The sequence below is a fragment of the Corallococcus caeni genome, from assembly GCF_036245865.1.
Classification (GTDB): domain Bacteria; phylum Myxococcota; class Myxococcia; order Myxococcales; family Myxococcaceae; genus Corallococcus; species Corallococcus caeni.
In genome coordinates, this window is sequence record NZ_BTTW01000009.1 from 269,687 (window position 1) to 284,900 (window position 15,214).

At 72.5% G+C, this 15,214-nt stretch carries 13 protein-coding genes; 9 read left to right on the forward strand and 4 right to left on the reverse strand.

Going from position 1 to position 15,214, the window contains the following annotated elements:
• Positions 1-11: 11 nt before the first annotated feature.
• Positions 12-1,004 carry a hypothetical protein gene (locus AABA78_RS32320; protein ID WP_338269120.1) on the reverse strand — a complete coding sequence of 331 codons (993 nt, stop codon included), beginning with the start codon at positions 1,002-1,004 and terminating at the stop codon, positions 12-14.
• A 34-nt stretch (positions 1,005-1,038) separates the two neighbouring features.
• On the reverse strand, positions 1,039-2,058 hold the full coding sequence (locus AABA78_RS32325) for a hypothetical protein (RefSeq protein ID WP_338269122.1): 1,020 nt from the start codon (positions 2,056-2,058) through the stop codon (positions 1,039-1,041).
• A 223-nt stretch (positions 2,059-2,281) separates the two neighbouring features.
• Here AABA78_RS32325 and AABA78_RS32330 point away from each other — a divergent pair, with 223 nt between their 5' ends.
• Both AABA78_RS32330 and AABA78_RS32335 read left to right on the forward strand, forming a co-directional pair.
• Complete coding sequence (locus AABA78_RS32330; RefSeq protein WP_171421531.1) at positions 2,282-3,328, forward strand: pirin family protein; 1,047 nt, start codon at positions 2,282-2,284, stop codon at positions 3,326-3,328.
• A 242-nt stretch (positions 3,329-3,570) separates the two neighbouring features.
• The gene (locus tag AABA78_RS32335; RefSeq protein ID WP_338269126.1) at positions 3,571-4,704 is read left to right on the forward strand and encodes a hypothetical protein; all 1,134 of its coding nucleotides are present in this window, start codon (positions 3,571-3,573) and stop codon (positions 4,702-4,704) included.
• A 10-nt stretch (positions 4,705-4,714) separates the two neighbouring features.
• On the opposite strand, the gene AABA78_RS32340 is transcribed toward AABA78_RS32335, so the two are convergent.
• Entirely contained in the window at positions 4,715-5,527 is an 813-nt protein-coding gene (locus tag AABA78_RS32340; protein WP_338269128.1) for a hypothetical protein, read from the reverse strand.
• Between the two features lie 69 nt (positions 5,528-5,596).
• Here AABA78_RS32340 and AABA78_RS32345 point away from each other — a divergent pair, with 69 nt between their 5' ends.
• Complete coding sequence (locus tag AABA78_RS32345; protein WP_338269130.1) at positions 5,597-6,820, forward strand: glycosyltransferase family 4 protein; 1,224 nt, start codon at positions 5,597-5,599, stop codon at positions 6,818-6,820.
• Here AABA78_RS32345 and AABA78_RS32350 read toward each other — a convergent pair.
• Entirely contained in the window at positions 6,751-7,944 is a 1,194-nt protein-coding gene (locus AABA78_RS32350; protein ID WP_338269132.1) for a glycosyltransferase, read from the reverse strand. The genes AABA78_RS32345 and AABA78_RS32350 overlap by 70 nt on opposite strands.
• 88 nt (positions 7,945-8,032) lie before the next feature.
• Here AABA78_RS32350 and AABA78_RS32355 point away from each other — a divergent pair, with 88 nt between their 5' ends.
• The 6 genes from AABA78_RS32355 to AABA78_RS32380 all read left to right on the forward strand — a co-directional run bounded on the left by AABA78_RS32355 (position 8,033) and on the right by AABA78_RS32380 (position 15,213).
• On the forward strand, positions 8,033-9,475 hold the full coding sequence (locus tag AABA78_RS32355; RefSeq protein ID WP_338269133.1) for an MATE family efflux transporter: 1,443 nt from the start codon (positions 8,033-8,035) through the stop codon (positions 9,473-9,475).
• 200 nt (positions 9,476-9,675) lie between these two features.
• On the forward strand, positions 9,676-10,902 hold the full coding sequence (locus tag AABA78_RS32360) for an inositol-3-phosphate synthase (protein WP_338269135.1): 1,227 nt from the start codon (positions 9,676-9,678) through the stop codon (positions 10,900-10,902).
• Positions 10,903-10,905: 3 nt separating this feature from the next.
• On the forward strand, positions 10,906-11,838 hold the full coding sequence (locus tag AABA78_RS32365; protein WP_338269137.1) for a hypothetical protein: 933 nt from the start codon (positions 10,906-10,908) through the stop codon (positions 11,836-11,838).
• Positions 11,839-11,882: 44 nt separating this feature from the next.
• Positions 11,883-12,917, forward strand: a complete 1,035-nt coding sequence (locus tag AABA78_RS32370; protein ID WP_338269139.1) for a Gfo/Idh/MocA family protein — start codon at positions 11,883-11,885, stop codon at positions 12,915-12,917.
• Complete coding sequence (locus AABA78_RS32375; RefSeq protein ID WP_338269141.1) at positions 12,908-13,741, forward strand: MBL fold metallo-hydrolase; 834 nt, start codon at positions 12,908-12,910, stop codon at positions 13,739-13,741. Before AABA78_RS32370 ends, AABA78_RS32375 begins: the two co-directional genes overlap by 10 nt.
• Positions 13,738-15,213: a YcaO-like family protein gene (locus AABA78_RS32380; protein ID WP_338269143.1), complete on the forward strand. Its 1,476-nt coding sequence runs from the start codon at positions 13,738-13,740 to the stop codon at positions 15,211-15,213. Before AABA78_RS32375 ends, AABA78_RS32380 begins: the two co-directional genes overlap by 4 nt.
• The last annotated feature ends 1 nt before the right edge of the window (position 15,214 follow it).

Below are 15,214 nucleotides of genomic sequence, written 5' to 3' on the forward strand. Positions count from 1 at the left end.
CCCCGGGCAGGTCAAACCGTCCCGCGCCGTCCGCGCGCCGCCTGCTGCTTCGCGCGCCGCCGGGCATGGCCCAGCACCTGGTAGAGGCTCAGGAGCATCATCGTCGCGGTGCGGGACGCGTCGTCCTTCTCCAGCGCCTGCCTCCAGAAGGCGGGCGCGTCCGGATCGCCCGCGACCTTCTCCGGCCGCGCCACCCATTCATCGGACAGCCGGGCTCGCAATGACAGCCGGTCCACGGCGACGCGCACCCGCTCCAGTTCCACGCGCCGGGGCAGGCGCGTCGCGTTCGTGGCGCGGGCCTTGAGCCGCTCCAGTCCGGGGTAGCGCTCCGGCTTCACGCGCACGGACACCTCCAGCCGCGCGAAGCCCTTGCGCTTGGTCTTGGTGCGCGACTTGCCGCTGGCGCTCGTCTTGGAGCGCTCGCGTTTCTGGAGCCGCTCCACCATGTGGATCCGCAGGAAGGTGCCGTCCACCAGCCGGCCCTCCAGCGTGAACCACGGGTCGACGAAGAAGTCCGTGTTCCACCAGCCCACCAGGTCCTGCTTCACGCGCTTCTCGCGCACGTCCGTCGGGCGCAGGTCCAGCTTGAGGCGCACCGGCGCGTCCGGGGCCAGGTCCACCTGGAGGCGCCGGAGCAGCACCTGGGCCAGCCCATAGCGGCGGTTGTCCAGGTCGCGCTGCTTGAGCAGGAACCGCCAGAAGAACAGGCAGAGGCCCACGGCGAGCAGCGTCACGCCCACCAAGCCCGTGACCTTCAGGAGCTGAGCGCCCGCCTCGGTGATCTCCTCCCGCTCCACGGTGCCCGCCCACACGCCATAGGTCAGCAGGGCCATCACCCCGCCCGGAATCGCGGTGAGCCACCCGCCCCATGCCAGCGCGCTCCGCTGCGCCTCCGCGCGGGCGTCCAGTCCGCCCAGGACCTTCAGGTCCTCCAGCAGCACCGGCACCGGTGCGCGAGACTGGTAGAGGAAGACCTGGTGGAAGCGCTGGATATTGACCGACACGGCGGCCGAGCGTAGGAGCCCGCGCGAACGACGGTCAAACCGCCTTGCGTCCGCGCCGCTTCTTGCGCCCCCGCTCCGGCTTCGCGAGAGGCCCGGGGATGGCCTTGGGCGGTGGCGACGGTGGCAGCGGAAACCGGGCGACGTGGAGCATCTGGTAGAGGCTCAGCAGCAGGCCCGTGAGCAGGCGGGAGGCGTCGAGCCAGCCCAGCCGCGTGCGCCAGAAGACCGCCTCGTCGGGGGCGAGCTTCCCATCTGAACGGTAGGACACGCCCTTGGGGAGGCGCGCGCACCAGGGCTCGCGCACCTGGACCTGGAGCCGGAGCGCGTCCGCGGAAACCCGCAGCCGGCGGAAGGTCACGCCGTCGGGCAGACGCACGCACCGGCGGGCCTCGGCCTCCGTCAGGGTCGCGAGCTTCGGGTGCCGGCGGGCCTTCACCCGCAGCCCCAGCTCCACGTAGAGCACGTCCCGGTACTTGAGCTTCAGGCGATTCGGCTTCGTGGGCGCCGGCCTCGCGCGGATCTGGCACCGGCGCTTCTCCAGGATGCCCAGGCGCAGGTGCGCGCCGTCCACCAGCCGCGTCTTCAACTCGAGCCACGCGTCGACCTTGGTCCAGGCCGGGGTGTGGGGCACGTGCGCCGGTGGCAGCAGGGATCCGGGCCCGGTGGGGATGGGCTCCGGGCGCAGCTTCAGGCTCACGGTCCCGTCCGCCGGAAGGTCGCGCTGGAGCCGCCGCAAGAGCACGGCCACCAGCTCCGGGCGGCGGGTGCGCTGCTCGAAGCCCACGAAGGGGTTCACCCTCCCACCGAACCGCAGGGAGTACCGGAAGATGGCCAGCCCGCAGCCCATCCAGAACGCCATGAACCCGGCGATCTGCGGCACCGGCTCCGGGTAGACGAGGCACAGCACGACGCACGTCAAGATGAGCCCCGAGACGACGAGGGTGACCCACTGTCCCGGCTTCCGGTGCGCTTCACGGCGCGCCTCCCGCTGGAGCGTGTCCAGGAAGTCCAGCACCTGGGGCACGGGGACCTGATGGAACTCGCGCAGGGGCATGCGGACCTTCTTACCAGAGGCGAACCGCCGACCATGCAGGCAGGCAGGGCGCCGGGAAGGCCCGGCAGTTAGATAGGATGGAGCGGCCCCAACGGCATCGGGCGCGAGGTGGACCGTGGACGAAGTGAGCCGGAGAGCGGCGCTGAAACTCATCGCGGCGGCGGGCATCACTACTGCTGCCGCGGGGTGCTCACGCGGTTCGGGAAAGACAGAGGAGTCGAAGATGAGTCAGCAGCAGGCGCAGCAACCGGAAGCCGTGGTCCGCGTGGATCCGCTCGGGCCGTCCCCCAGCCCGTGGCGGACGCCGGATCCGTTCCTCTTCTGCGTGCACCACGACGACCGCTATCCCCAGGGCAACGAGCAGCTGGGACCGAAGGCGTCGCTCGCGGGCCGCGACATCGGCCAGGACTTCGCGGGGCGGGACGGCTGGAACATGTACCACGGCACCGTCGTGCCGGGCTTCCCGCAGCACCCGCACCGGGGCTTCGAGACGGTGACCATCGTGCGCAACGGGCTCTTGGACCACTCGGATTCGCTGGGCGCGGCGGCGCGCTTTGGCGGGGGCGACGTGCAGTGGCTCACCGCGGGCGGCGGCATCAACCACTCGGAGATGTTCCCGCTGCTCAAGCAGGACCAGGGCAACCACATCGAGCTGTTTCAAATCTGGCTCAACCTGCCGCGCGCCAACAAGATGGTGCAGGCGCACTTCTCCATGCTGTGGGACCACGTCATCCCGCGCCACGAGGCGAAGGACGACGCGGGCCGGACCACGAACATCACCGTGGTGGCGGGCAACCTGCGCGACGTGAAGGCGCCGCCTCCGCCGCCCAAGTCCTGGGCCGCGAACCCGGACGCGGACGTGGCCATCTGGACGCTGAAGATGGAGCCGGGCGCGCGCTGGACGCTGCCCGCGGCGTCACGCGGCACGAACCGGATGCTCTACTTCTTCCTGGGCTCGCGCCTGAGCGTGGGCGGCAAGACCGTGCCGGTGCGCAACGCCATCGAGCTGCGCGCGGACGTGGACGTGGTGCTGGAGAACGGCCCGGAGACGGCGGAGCTGCTGCTGCTCCAGGGCAAGCCCATCGGCGAGCCGGTCGTGCAGTACGGCCCCTTCGTGATGAACTCGCGGCAGGAGATCCAGCAGGCCTTCGCGGACTACCAGCGCACGGGCTTCGGCGGCTGGCCCTGGCCCAGCCACGACCCGGTGCACGCGCGGGAGGAAGGCCGCTTCGCGCGGCACGCGGACGGCCACATCGAGCGGCCAGCCTGATCAGGGCCTGCCCGAGGCGCCCGCTCCTGCTCAGTGCTCCGGTGGGTTGAGGGGTTCGGGAGAAAACCAGGCCCGCACCTCCGGAACCGGCACCGCCTCCGCACTGCGCGCCAATTCGCGCTAGAACGCCTCCCGTGGGGAACATGGGAGGCACCATGGAGAAGCAGGCGCTGGCGGAATCCGGACACGCCTTGGCCAGGACCGAGGAGCGCCGGACAGTGGCGCAGCGGGTCCTGGGGAGGGTGAGTGGAAGTCTCCTCTTCGGGAGCTCGGTCCTGGGCCTCGCGGGTGCCTTCCACACGCCCTCGCTCTTCATCGGCGCGGGCGCGCTCGCCGTCGGCTCCGGCGTGCTCTTCATCGTGCGCAGCGCCCTGGGCGCGGCGGGCGCCACCCCGGCGCAGGGGGACGGTGCCGCGCGGATCGGCATGGGGGCGGAGATCGCCAGCTCGGCGCGCGTCGAGCCCGGCGCCGTCATCGAGATGGGCGCCACGGTGCAGGCGGAGGCGGTCATCGAAAGCGGTGCCGTCATCCGCATGGGCGCCACCGTGCAGCGCGGCGCGACGGTGCAGCAGGGGGCCATGGTCGGCTGGGGCGCCACGATCCAGGAGGGCGCGATTGTGGAGCGCGCCGCCAGCGTCGGCGCGGGAGCCACCCTCGGCCGGAACGCGCGGCTGTCCGCGGGCGGTCACCTGGGCGCCGGCGGGCACATCGACTCGACCGAGGGCCCCGGTGCGCCCTTGAAGCGGGCTCCGGACGCGGTCGCGGTGGTCCAGGAGGATGCGCGACTGCGGGAGCTGGATGAGGTCTGCGACCGGCTGGAGGTCGCCTTCCGCAAGGCATCGCCGGCCGTGCGGGGTTTCCTCAGCGGGGGCGAGGAGTCCGTGAAGGCGCTGCGCCGCTCCTGCCACGACCTGCGGGAGCGCGAGCAGGGTCTGCGCCGCGAGGTCAGCCCGGAGTTGATGGGCCGGCTGGACGCGGAGCGCACGACGCTCTCCGCGCGCATCACGGCTTCAACGGATCCGCAGGTGCGCGCCTCGCTCCAGAGCGCCGTGGAGGCCATCGACGCACAGCGGGCGCAACGCGAGCGGCTGGCGCGCAACGCGGACCGTCTGGATGCCGAGCTCACCCGCCTGCGCTGGAGCATCGAGGGCGTGGCCACCCAGCTCGTCCAGGTCCACGGTCAGAGCGGACCGACGGCCGCGCCCGCCGAGACCGAGCTGGGCTTGAGCCGCGTGCGTGAAGAGCTGGCCGCCATCAGCGAGGCGCTCGAGTCGGTCAACGAGGCGGAGCGGACGGGACTGCGGCCGACGCAGGAGCCCATCGCGCCCCAGGAGTCCCAGGAGCAGGGCCTCCGGCCTCCGCGCGTCCGCGGCTGAGCCAGTTGGCTCAGGGCTTCTTCGGTTTGGAGCCGGCCCACGTGAAGCTCACCGTGGGCGCCTTGACGGCCTTGGCGTCTTTCATGAGGAAGCCCTCCTGGCGCGTGCTCGCGCGCTCCAGGGCCGGCTTCAGGGACGCGGGGATGGGCAGCAGCAGGCCCACCACGTACATGTTCCCGCGGCACATCTCCGCCGCGTAGCCGAAGGAGATGCGCACGGCGACCTTGTCCCCTTCGACATGGTGGAACGCGACGGAGCGCTTCACGTTGTCCAGGCCGTACTCGAAGCCCACGCAGTCCTCGCCGGCCTGCAGGCTCGCGAGCAGCGCCTCCACGGTCTTCGCGTTCTCGAAGGCCTTGGGGTCGTCGCCGATGTACTTCCGCACGTAGCCGTCCGCCTTGAGGGCCTTGAGGACGTCCTTCTCCGGGAACACGTCCAGCAGGTTGAAGGCGTCCTTGCCCTGGGTCACGTCCTGGGTGACGTAGATGCGGCTCGCGTACGGGTGCGCGCCGCCGGTGTAGCCCCCGTTGGAGTCCTCGTAGCTCACCCACGGGCCCACCACGGACAGCACGGTGAAGGACTGCGCGGCCTCCCAGTCGGACGTGTCCTGCGTGGCGTCCACGCCCTCCGTGACGCTGGCGAGGAAGTCCTTCTTGCGCGACTGGAGGCCGAAGACCTCCTTGCCATCGCGCGTCGCGCGCAGGTCCTTGGACGACATCTCGAACGTCACGTCGGAGCCGGTCACCTTCCACGTGAGCGGCTGCGATTTGGGAGCGGGCGCGGCCGCGAGCAGCGCCACCATCACCACGGGGCTCAGGAGCATGCGGCCATCCTGCCCCAACTCCGGCCCACCCGGTTTGCCGCCGGGCCGCCGTCGCGGTAGCACCGGGCCGTGGGCACCTCTGGAATCGTCTACGCGTCCTTCGACCGCTTCCCCGCGCCCAAGGGCGCCGCCGTGCACATCCGCGCCTTCGTGGAGGCCCTGGGCGCCGCGTTCGGCCCGGTGGACCTCGTGGCCATTGGCGATGCGCCGGGCGCTCCCCCGCCTGCCCTGGGCCCCCACGTCGCCTACCACCCGCTGGGTGCCCGCGGGAAAGACCTGGTCGCCCAGGCGCTGACGTTCCGCTCGCACCTGGGTGCGTGGTGGCGGGGCCGGCCGCGCGCGAAGGTCGTCCACGTCCGCTCCATCTTCGAGGGCTACCCCATCGCCCGGCGCAAGGCGGCCCTCACCGATGCCCTCGTCTACGAGGTCAACGGCCTGCCCTCCATCGAGCTCAAGTACCACCACCCCGACGTCGCCGATGACGCGGAGCTGATGCGCAAGCTGCTCGCGCAGGAGGAGGCCTGCCTCCACGCCGCGGACCTCCTCGTCACCCCCAGCGCCGTCACCGCTGAACACCTGGTGTTACGCGGCGCGGATCCGAAGCGCCTGCGCGTCATCCCCAACGGCGTGGACCTGGACGTGTTCCGCTACGCACCTCCACGCCCCCCGGAGGCCGGGCGCCCCCTGCGCATGCTCTACAGCGGCACCATGACCGCGTGGCAGGGCGTGCACCACGCCATCGAGGCCTGCCGCCTCCTGCGCCGCGACCTGCCGGTGACGCTCACCCTCGTGGGCCCCCTGCGCAAGCACGCGCGCCGCGCCCTCCTGGACCGCTGCGGCGACCTCGTGCTCCAGGGCGCGGTCGAAATCCTCGAACCCCTGCCCCAGGAAGAGCTGGCCCGGCTGCACCACGCCTGCGACGTCGTGCTCGTGCCGCTGCCCGTGAACGACCGCAACTGCGTGCAGGGCTGCTGTCCCCTGAAGCTCCTGGAAGCCATGGCCACCGGCACGCCCGTCATCGTCAGCGACCTGCCCGTGGTGCGCGCGCTCGCGGAAGCCACCGAGGCCTTCCGCATCCGCCCCGGCTCGCCCAAGGCCATCGCGGAGGCCGTGAAGGACCTCCTCGCGAACCCCGCCCTCGGCGCCGCGCTGAGCGCCAACGCCCGCGCCCGCGTGGAGCGCGACTTCCCGTGGGGCCGCGCGCAGGAAGCGCTCGTGAACGCCTACGCGGACGACCTGGGAGTCGCGCGCGCCAGCACCCGCGACAACACCGCGGCCTCCGCGTCCGCCTGAAAGCCCGCCTCGATGCGAGCGCGCGCCGCCGTCCCCAGCGCCGCGCGCTTCGCCTCGGGCATCCCCAGGACATCCAGGCACGCCTGCCCCAGGTGGTTGAGCAGCGCCTTCTCCACGATGAAGCCATTCACCCCGGACTCCACCGCCTCCGGGATGCCGCCCGCGTCGCTGGCGATGACCGGCCGCGCGCACGCCATCGCCTCCAGCAGCGCGTTGGGCATGCCCTCCCACAGCGACGGCTGCAGATACACGTCACACAGCCGCAGGTGCTCCGCGATGAGCGCCGGGGACTCCAGCGCGCCGGAGATGAGGATCCGCGCCGCGTCCTCCGGGTGCTCCGCGCGGTAGGCCACCAGGTGCTCCGCGTCCCGGGCGCGCACCTCGCCAATCACCAGCAGGCACGCGGGCCGCACGCGCCGCACCTCGGTGAGCGCGGACAGGAGGAACGGCAGCCCCTTCTTGTGGCGCAGCTCCCCGGAGAAGCCGAGCACCGCCTCGCCCGGCTGGATGCCCAACCGCTCGCGCAGGGCCGCGTCCGCCGGGCCCGGTGAGAACAGCGCCGTGTCCACCGCGTTGGGGATGACCTCCACGCCCGGGTCGCGCCCCAGCAGCATCGCCATCTTCCGGCCCAGGTCCGCGGAGGCGGCGGTGAGCACGTCCGCTCGCTGGATCGTCCAGAGCAGGCGGGCGAAGTCCCCCGGCGGGAACATCAGCTGATCCACGTCGTTGCCCCGCGCGCTGATGACGGACGGGAGCCCCGCGCTCTGCGCGAACACCACCGCGAGGAAGCCCGGCGGGTACAGGTAGTGCCCCCACACCAGGTCATACTTGCGCCGCGCGTGCAGGTGGCCGAGCACATCGAGCGTGTGCTGCATGGACAGGTCCGCGCTGCCGAACAACCCCAGCCGGTGCAGCGTCACGCCCCTCGCGAACGGCGACACGTCCCCCGCGTCCTGCACCGTCTCCAGCGCCCCCGGCGGCGCCGTGCGCGTCCACGCGACCACGTCCACGCGTGCGCCCAGCCGCACGAGCGAGCCCGCGGTGCGCGCGCCGCTGCGTGCGAGCCCTCCGATGTCAGGGGGAAAGCGCTCGGCGAGGAGGAGGACGCGGGGACCGGAGACCATGCCCTGAATCTACCCGGCCGCGCGCACCGGCAGGCGGGGAACCGCGAGGGATGAAAGGCGGAAGGCGTCCCGTTGCAACGGCCAATCCATGACGCAACCCTCACCTGAATCCTTCTCCCCGGACGCCTCCCCTTCCACCACGGGTGCCAGGGGCCTCCTTGCCTCCCTGTGGCTGGCGGTGAAGGGCTCCACCGAGGACCTGGCCACCGGGCCCGTGGATCGCGCCTTCCTGCTCTTGTCCGTGCCCATGGTGCTGGAGATGGTGATGGAGTCCATCTTCGCCCTGGTGGACGTGCTCTTCGTGTCGCGCCTGGGAGCGGACGCCATCGCCACCGTGGGCCTCACGGAGTCCGTGCTCACGCTCTTCCAGACCGTGCCGCTGGGGCTGTCCATCGGCGCCACCGCGCTCATCGCCCGGCGCATCGGGCAGAAGGACCCGGAGCGCGCCGCGAGCGCCGCCGTGCAGACGCTGGGCCTGGGGCTCGCGCTGTCCGTGCCGCTGGCGCTCGCGGGCGCCCTCTTCGCGCGTCCCCTCCTCGGGGTCCTGGGCGCCGCGCCCGGCGTGGTGGAGCACGGCGTGGGGTACACGCGGCTGATGCTGGGCGGCTTCCCCGTCATCATGCTGCTGTTCCTCATCAGCGCCATCCTGCGCGGCGCGGGGGACGCGGCCACGTCCATGCGCGCGCTGTGGCTGGCCAACTCCGTGAACATCGTGCTCGCGCCGCTGTTCATCTTCGGCCTGGGCCCCGTGCCCGCCATGGGCGTCACCGGCGCCGCGCTGGCCACCACCCTCGGCCGCTCCACCGGCGTGGTGTATCAGGTGTATCGCCTGCTCAAGGGCAGCGGACGGCTGGAGCTGCGCCGCCGCCACCTGCGCGTGGAGCCGGACACGCTGCGCTCGCTGATGAAGCTGTCGGGAGGCGCCACGCTCCAGTCGCTCCTGGGCATGTCCAGCTGGCTGGTGCTGATGCGCATCGTCGCCACCTTCGGCAGCACCGCGCTCGCGGGCTACACGCTGGCCATGCGCATCCTGCTCTTCGTGCAGCAGCCGTCGTGGGGCCTCTCCCACGCCGCGGGCACGCTGGTGGGCCAGAGCCTGGGCGCGGGCGACACCGACCGCGCGGAGCGGGCCGCGTGGCGCGCCAGCTTCTACACGCTCGCGTTCCTGGGCGTGGTGGCGGTGGGCTTCCTCTTCTTCGCGGAGCCCCTCATCCACCGCTTCACCACCGAGCCGGAGGTGGCCCAGCACGCCGCGAACTGTCTGCGCATCGTCAGCTGCAGCCTGGCCCTCTACGCCTTCGTCACCGTGCTGCCCCACGCCTTCAACGGCGCCGGGGACACCACCACCCCCACCGTGGTGAACGCCCTGTTCTCCTGGGGCCTCCAGCTGCCGCTCGCGTGGGTCCTCTCCCATCCGCTGGGCCTGGGCCCGGCGGGCGCGTTCATCGCCATCGCCGTCACCTACGGGGCGCTCGGCCTGGCCAGCGCCGCCCTCTTCCGGCGCGGCGGGTGGAAGCTGCGACACGTCTGAGACCGCCCTCCACCAGCCGACAGTCCATACCGCCCGGGGGCTGAGTTGAAAGCCCCTGGGGAGTGCGGACTTTCCCGAAACTCTCGCGGCGTGTGGGCGCACCAGGCGGCCCCCAGCCACGAGGCTCCTGCCACCCCGGGGGGCCTCCAACGTGTCGCCGCGAGGGCACGGGGATCCACGGTTGGGGAGGGGCTTCACACATGGCGGGCAACGAGCGGCTGGGCGTGGCGGTGGTGGGATTGGGCGGCGCGGTGGCGACGACGGCGGTGGCGGGCATGGAGCTGCTGCGCCGGGGGCGGGTGGACACCCGGGGCCTGCCGCTGGCGGACGCGAAGGGCATGGGGCTGGTGGAGTACGGCGCGCTGACGTTCGGCGGCTGGGACCTGTTCGAGGACGACCTCGCGCACGCGGCGCGAAACCACGCGGTGCTGACGGAAACGCAGCTGGAGGCGGTGGCGCCCACGCTGGGACGCATGCGCCCCTGGCCCGCGGCCTCCAACGCGAAGTTCTGCAAGAACGTCGTGGGCACCGCGGCGAAGAAGGCGCGCACCCTGCGTGAGCAGGTGCAGGCCATCCGCGAGGACCTCACCCGCTTCAAGGAGCACGAGAAGCTGGACCGCGTGGTGGTGGTGAACCTGGCCTCCACGGAGAAGGCCGTGGACCTCACCCGCCCGGAGTTCGCCACGCCGGAGGCCTTCGAGAAGGCCCTGGACGCGAACGACCCGGACATCGGCCCCGCGATGCTCTACGCGTACGCGGCCATCGTGGACGGCATCCCGTTCGCCAACTTCACGCCCAGCGTCGCCGCGGACGTGCCCGCGCTGCTGCTGCTGGCGAAGCGCACCGGCGCCCCTGTCGCGGGCAAGGACGGCAAGACGGGGCAGACGCTGCTCAAGACGGTGCTCGCGCCCGCGCTGCGCGACCGCGCGCTGCACGTGGACGGCTGGTACTCCACCAACATCCTGGGCAACCGCGACGGCGAGGCCCTCAACGACCCGGCGTCGAAGCAGAACAAGCTCGACACCAAGGGCGCCGCGCTGGACAGCATCCTCGGCTACAAGGTCCAGGACCACGTCGTCTCCATCCAGTACTACCGCCCGCGCGGGGACAACAAGGAGGCCTGGGACAACATCGACGTGACGGGCTTCCTGGGGCAGCCCATGCAGCTGAAGCTCAACTTCCTCTGCAAGGACTCCATCCTCGCCGCGCCGCTCGTCGTGGAGCTGGCGCGCACGCTGGACCTGGCGAAGCGCCGGGGCGAAGGCGGCGTCATCGACGCGCTGGGCTGTTTCTTCAAGGCCCCCATGTCGCAGGACGGCCAGCCCGTGGAGCACGCCATGCCGGAGCAGCAGCGCCGCCTGATGGCGTGGCTCTCCAAGGGCCACGTGAAGCAGGCGGAGCGCACCCCGGAACGCATCAGGGGCTGAGCCATGAACGCACCCGCGCGTGACACGGCGGCCCCGGGCCGTCTGGCGGAGCTCCGCCCGCTCCTCTCGGAGCTGATGGACCTCAAACGCATCCGCACCCCGGACCACCCGGACGGCCTGGCGGCGCACGGCTTCCGCCGCGCGTGGGCGGCCCTGGCGTCCGGCATGGACCCGCGCATCGTGGCGCTGCAGGAGACGGCGCGCGCGGTGGCGGCGGTGCGGCTGGGCGGCCTGGACATGGACGTCCTCCAGCGGGCGGGGCTGTCCTCCCAGGAAGCGCTGCGGGTGCTGGGCCGGGGGCTGGAGGCGGTCTCCCGGCCGCTGGACCCCCGGCTGCGGGAGCGGCTGTCCGTGGCGCTCGCGCAGACGCCGGAGGAAGCGTGTCACGCGCCGCCGCCCCTGTTCGTGGAGCGGCTGGTGCAACAACCCCGCGCCGGGGCCACGTACCCCGGCCGGCCGCGCATCGTCGTCTCACCCCAAGAGAGCCACGCGGACCACTGCTACGCGGTGGCGGTGGGCGCGGTGCTCGTCGCCCCGTGCTTCGGCGCGTCCCCGGCCCTGCCCTTCGTGGCGGGGCTGTCGCATCACCTCTTCAACGCGGCGCTGCCGGACGCGGGCTACGGCGGTGAGGCCCTGCTGGGCGACCTGCTGGAGCCCGTCATGAAGCGCCTCACGCAGGAGGCCCTGGCCACGCTGCCGGAGCGGCTGGCCGGCGTCGTGCGGCAGGCGCTGGCGCTCACCGGCAACGTGGACTCGGCGGAGGCGCGCGCCTTCAACGCGTCGGACGCGCTGGACCGGGTGCTGGAGCTGGAGGCCCACGCGCGCGCGGCGGGCTTCACCCTGCGCCAGGCGATGGAGGACCTGCAGCTCATCCACCCCGGTCCCCTCCAGGCCTTCGGCGACGGCGTGCTGCGTGACGCCGCGGTGTGGCCCTGAGCGGGCGGCGGTTTCCTGAACCTTCTGAAGACGAGGCGGTGCGCATGTTCGAGGCGAAGCCGAAGGCCCACAGGCTGGGCTGGGCGGTGGTGGGCTGTGGCTGGGTGGCGAGGGACTACGTCATCCCGGCGCTCCAGGGCGCGAGCAACGCGCGGCTGGCGGCGCTGTGCGACGCGAACGCGGAGGCGCTGCTGCGCATCCCCGCGGACGACGTCGCCCGGTACACGGCGCTGGGGTCGGTGCTGGCGGACAAGGCCGTGGAGGCCGTCTACATCGCCACGCCCAACCACCTGCACGCGGCGATGACGGAGGCGTGCGCGGCGGCGGGCAAGCACGTGCTGTGTGAGAAGCCCATGGCCGTCACGCCCCGGGACGGCCTGCGCATGGTGTCCGCCTGCCAGCGCGCGGGCGTGCACTACGCCACCGCGTTCGACCAGCGCCACCACGCGGCGCACCGCAAGCTGCGCACGCTGGTGAAGGAGGGCGTGCTGGGCACCGTCACCCAGGCGCGCATCCACTACGCCTGCTGGCTGCCGGCGGACTGGACGCCGGACAACTGGCGCATCGACCCGGAGCAGGCCGGCGGCGGCGCGATGATCGACCTGGCGCCACACGGCCTGGACCTGCTGGAGGTGGTGCTGGGCGACGAGTGGGAGTCGCTCTCCGCCATGACGCAGCGGCGCGTGCACGCGTACGCCGTGGACGACGGCGCGGTGCTGATGGGCCAGTTCCGGAGCGGCACGCTGGGCCTGTTGCAGGTGGCCTACAACTGCCCGGACGCGTACCCCCGGCGCACGCTGGAGCTCATCGGCACGAAGGCGCGCGCGCTGGCGTACAAGACCATGGGCCAGACGCCCGGCGGCTCCCTGTCCCTCACCGACGCGAGGACGGGCGAGGAGACGTGGATCCACCTGTCGCCGGAGGAGGACCGCAGCCCCTTCCTCAACCAGCTGGAGACCTTCTCCGCGTGCGTGCTGGAGGGCCGTCCGCAGCCGTACGCGCCGGAGCGCGACGTGCGGCTCGTGGGGCTGCTGACGCAGGCGACGCAGGACGGGAAGGCGTATCCGTCATGTCACTGACCCGCTACGCCTGCACCCACTGCGGCACGTGGCAGCCGGGCTTCCCGCGCGCGCAGCCCACGGGCTGCCCCACCTGCCTGGACGTGCGCAACGCGCTGCCGCGCGACGGCTGGGAGTTCCACACGACGGGCCAGGTGTCGGAGCGGCTCGCCACGCGCTGGGAGGAGACGCTGCCCGGCATCTGGGGCTTCTCCTGCACGCCGCCCTTCGGCCTGGGCTCCACGGGGTGGCTCCTGCGCAGGCCGGAGGGCAACGTCGCCTTCGAGGGCGCGCCCTGGTACTCGCGGCCCGCGCTGGAGTTCATTGAAGTCCTGGGCGGCATCCAGGTGCTGTCCGCGTCGCACCCGCACGGCTTCGGGGCGCTGTGGCAGCTGCAGGAGCGCTTCGACCCGCTGCTCGTGCTGCACCGGGACGCCGTCCAGTACAGCAAGGCCTTCCGGGTGCGCTGGCCGGTGGACGACGAGCAGGAGCTGGCCAGGGACCTGACGCTGCACTGCGTGGGCGGCCACTACGAGGGCCAGACGGTGCTGTACGACGCGCGCACCCGCTCGCTGTTCTGCGGCGACGTGCTGAAGGTGGACCTGGACGCGCAGGGCAGGCCCACGGCGCTGTCGTGCCACAAGGGCTTCCACTACGCGATTCCGCTGAGCCACGGCGAGCTGCGCCGCTACCGCGCGGTGCTCAAGCAGCTCCCGTTCGAGAACGTCTTCACCCCGTTCGAGTTCGCCCGCGGCGTCACCCGCGAGCACGCGCTGGCGCTGTTCGACCGGCTGCTCGCGGGCATGCCGCACACCCGTCCCCTGCCCTTGGAGGAACTGTCATGACCATTGCCCGAGCCCTGGATGCCTACCACCGCGCCGTGTCCACCGGCGCCCTGCAGATGTTCCGCATCGACCCCATCGACCGGCTGGGAATTCCCGTGGCCTCCGCCAGCCTGCGGCTGGGTGACGGTCCCGGCGCGGTGCTGCACGGCAACGGCTACGGCCGCACGGACGAAGAGGCGCGCGTGGGCGCGCTGGGCGAGCTGGTGGAGGAGACCTTCTGTGAGTACGCGATGAAGGTGATGCCGCGCGTGCACGGAAGCTACACGGCGCTGGTGCGCGCGAGGGGACCCACGGCGGTGGCGGATCCGCTCACGCTGGGGCTGCCCGCGGGCAGCCCGTACACGCCCGACATGCCGCTGGTCTGGGTGGAGGTGCAGCGGCTGGCCACCGGGGAGCGGGTGCTGGTGCCGGAGGAGTACGTCGCCATCCACCCCGGGCAGTTGCAGGGGCGCGCGCCGCTCATCACGCCCATCACCAACGGCCAGGGCGCGGGGCTGACGCGGCCCCAGGCGCTGGCGCACGGCCTGCTGGAGCTGCTCCAGCGCGACGGCAACGGCCTCATGTACCGCGCCATGGACCAGGGCGTGGTGCTGGACCTGGAGGGCGCGGACCTGGCGCCGGACGTGCGCGAGCTGATGGAGCGCTACCGGCGCGCGGGCGTGGAGGTGATGGCGAAGCTGGCCAGCACGGACTTCGGCATGGTGAACCTGTACGTGGTGGGCCGCGACCTGTCCGTGGGGGACCAGCCCCTGATGGTGACGGCGTGCGGTGAGGCGGCCGACCCCGACCGGGACCGCGCGCTGCGCAAGGCGCTGCTGGAGTACGCCTGCTCGCGCGCGCGCAAGGCCTTCATGCACGGGCCGCTGAGCCACGTGGCCCGGGTCGCGACGCCGGAATACATGGAGCGCTTCGTGCCGCAGGTGGACCTGGACGCGGAGGAGCCGCGCGCGCTGAACGCGATGGTGGAGTGGGCGCGGATGCCGGCCGCGGCGCTGCGCGAACTGACGGCGTGCACGCTGATGGTCCGCCAGAAGGTGCGCTTCGAGGACCTGCCCCGCTCGCCCGTGGTGGAGGACCCGTCGCTGCGGTGCGACCACGTGGTGCGGCAGCTGCACGCGGCGGGCTTCGACATCCTGCTCGCGGACCTGTCGCCGCCGGGCCGCCAGGTGCACGTGGTGAAGGCGCTGGTGCCGGGCCTGGAGGTGGAGACGATGACGTACTACCGCGTGGGCGAGCGCAACGTGGCGCGGCTGCTGGAGCGCAGGGACCCGCTGGTGGGCCTCGGGGCGCCGCCGGCGGGAGCGCAGCCGGTGCGGCTGACGCCGGAGGCCGAGGAGCGGCTGGGCGGGCCGGTCTGGTTCAACGTGCGGCTGGCGGAGGCGCGCGTGGGGCGGCTGTACGCGCTCTACCGGGAGCCGGACCGCCACGCGGTGCCGAAGGTGCTCGCCAGCCGTCGCTTCGGGGGGCAGTGAG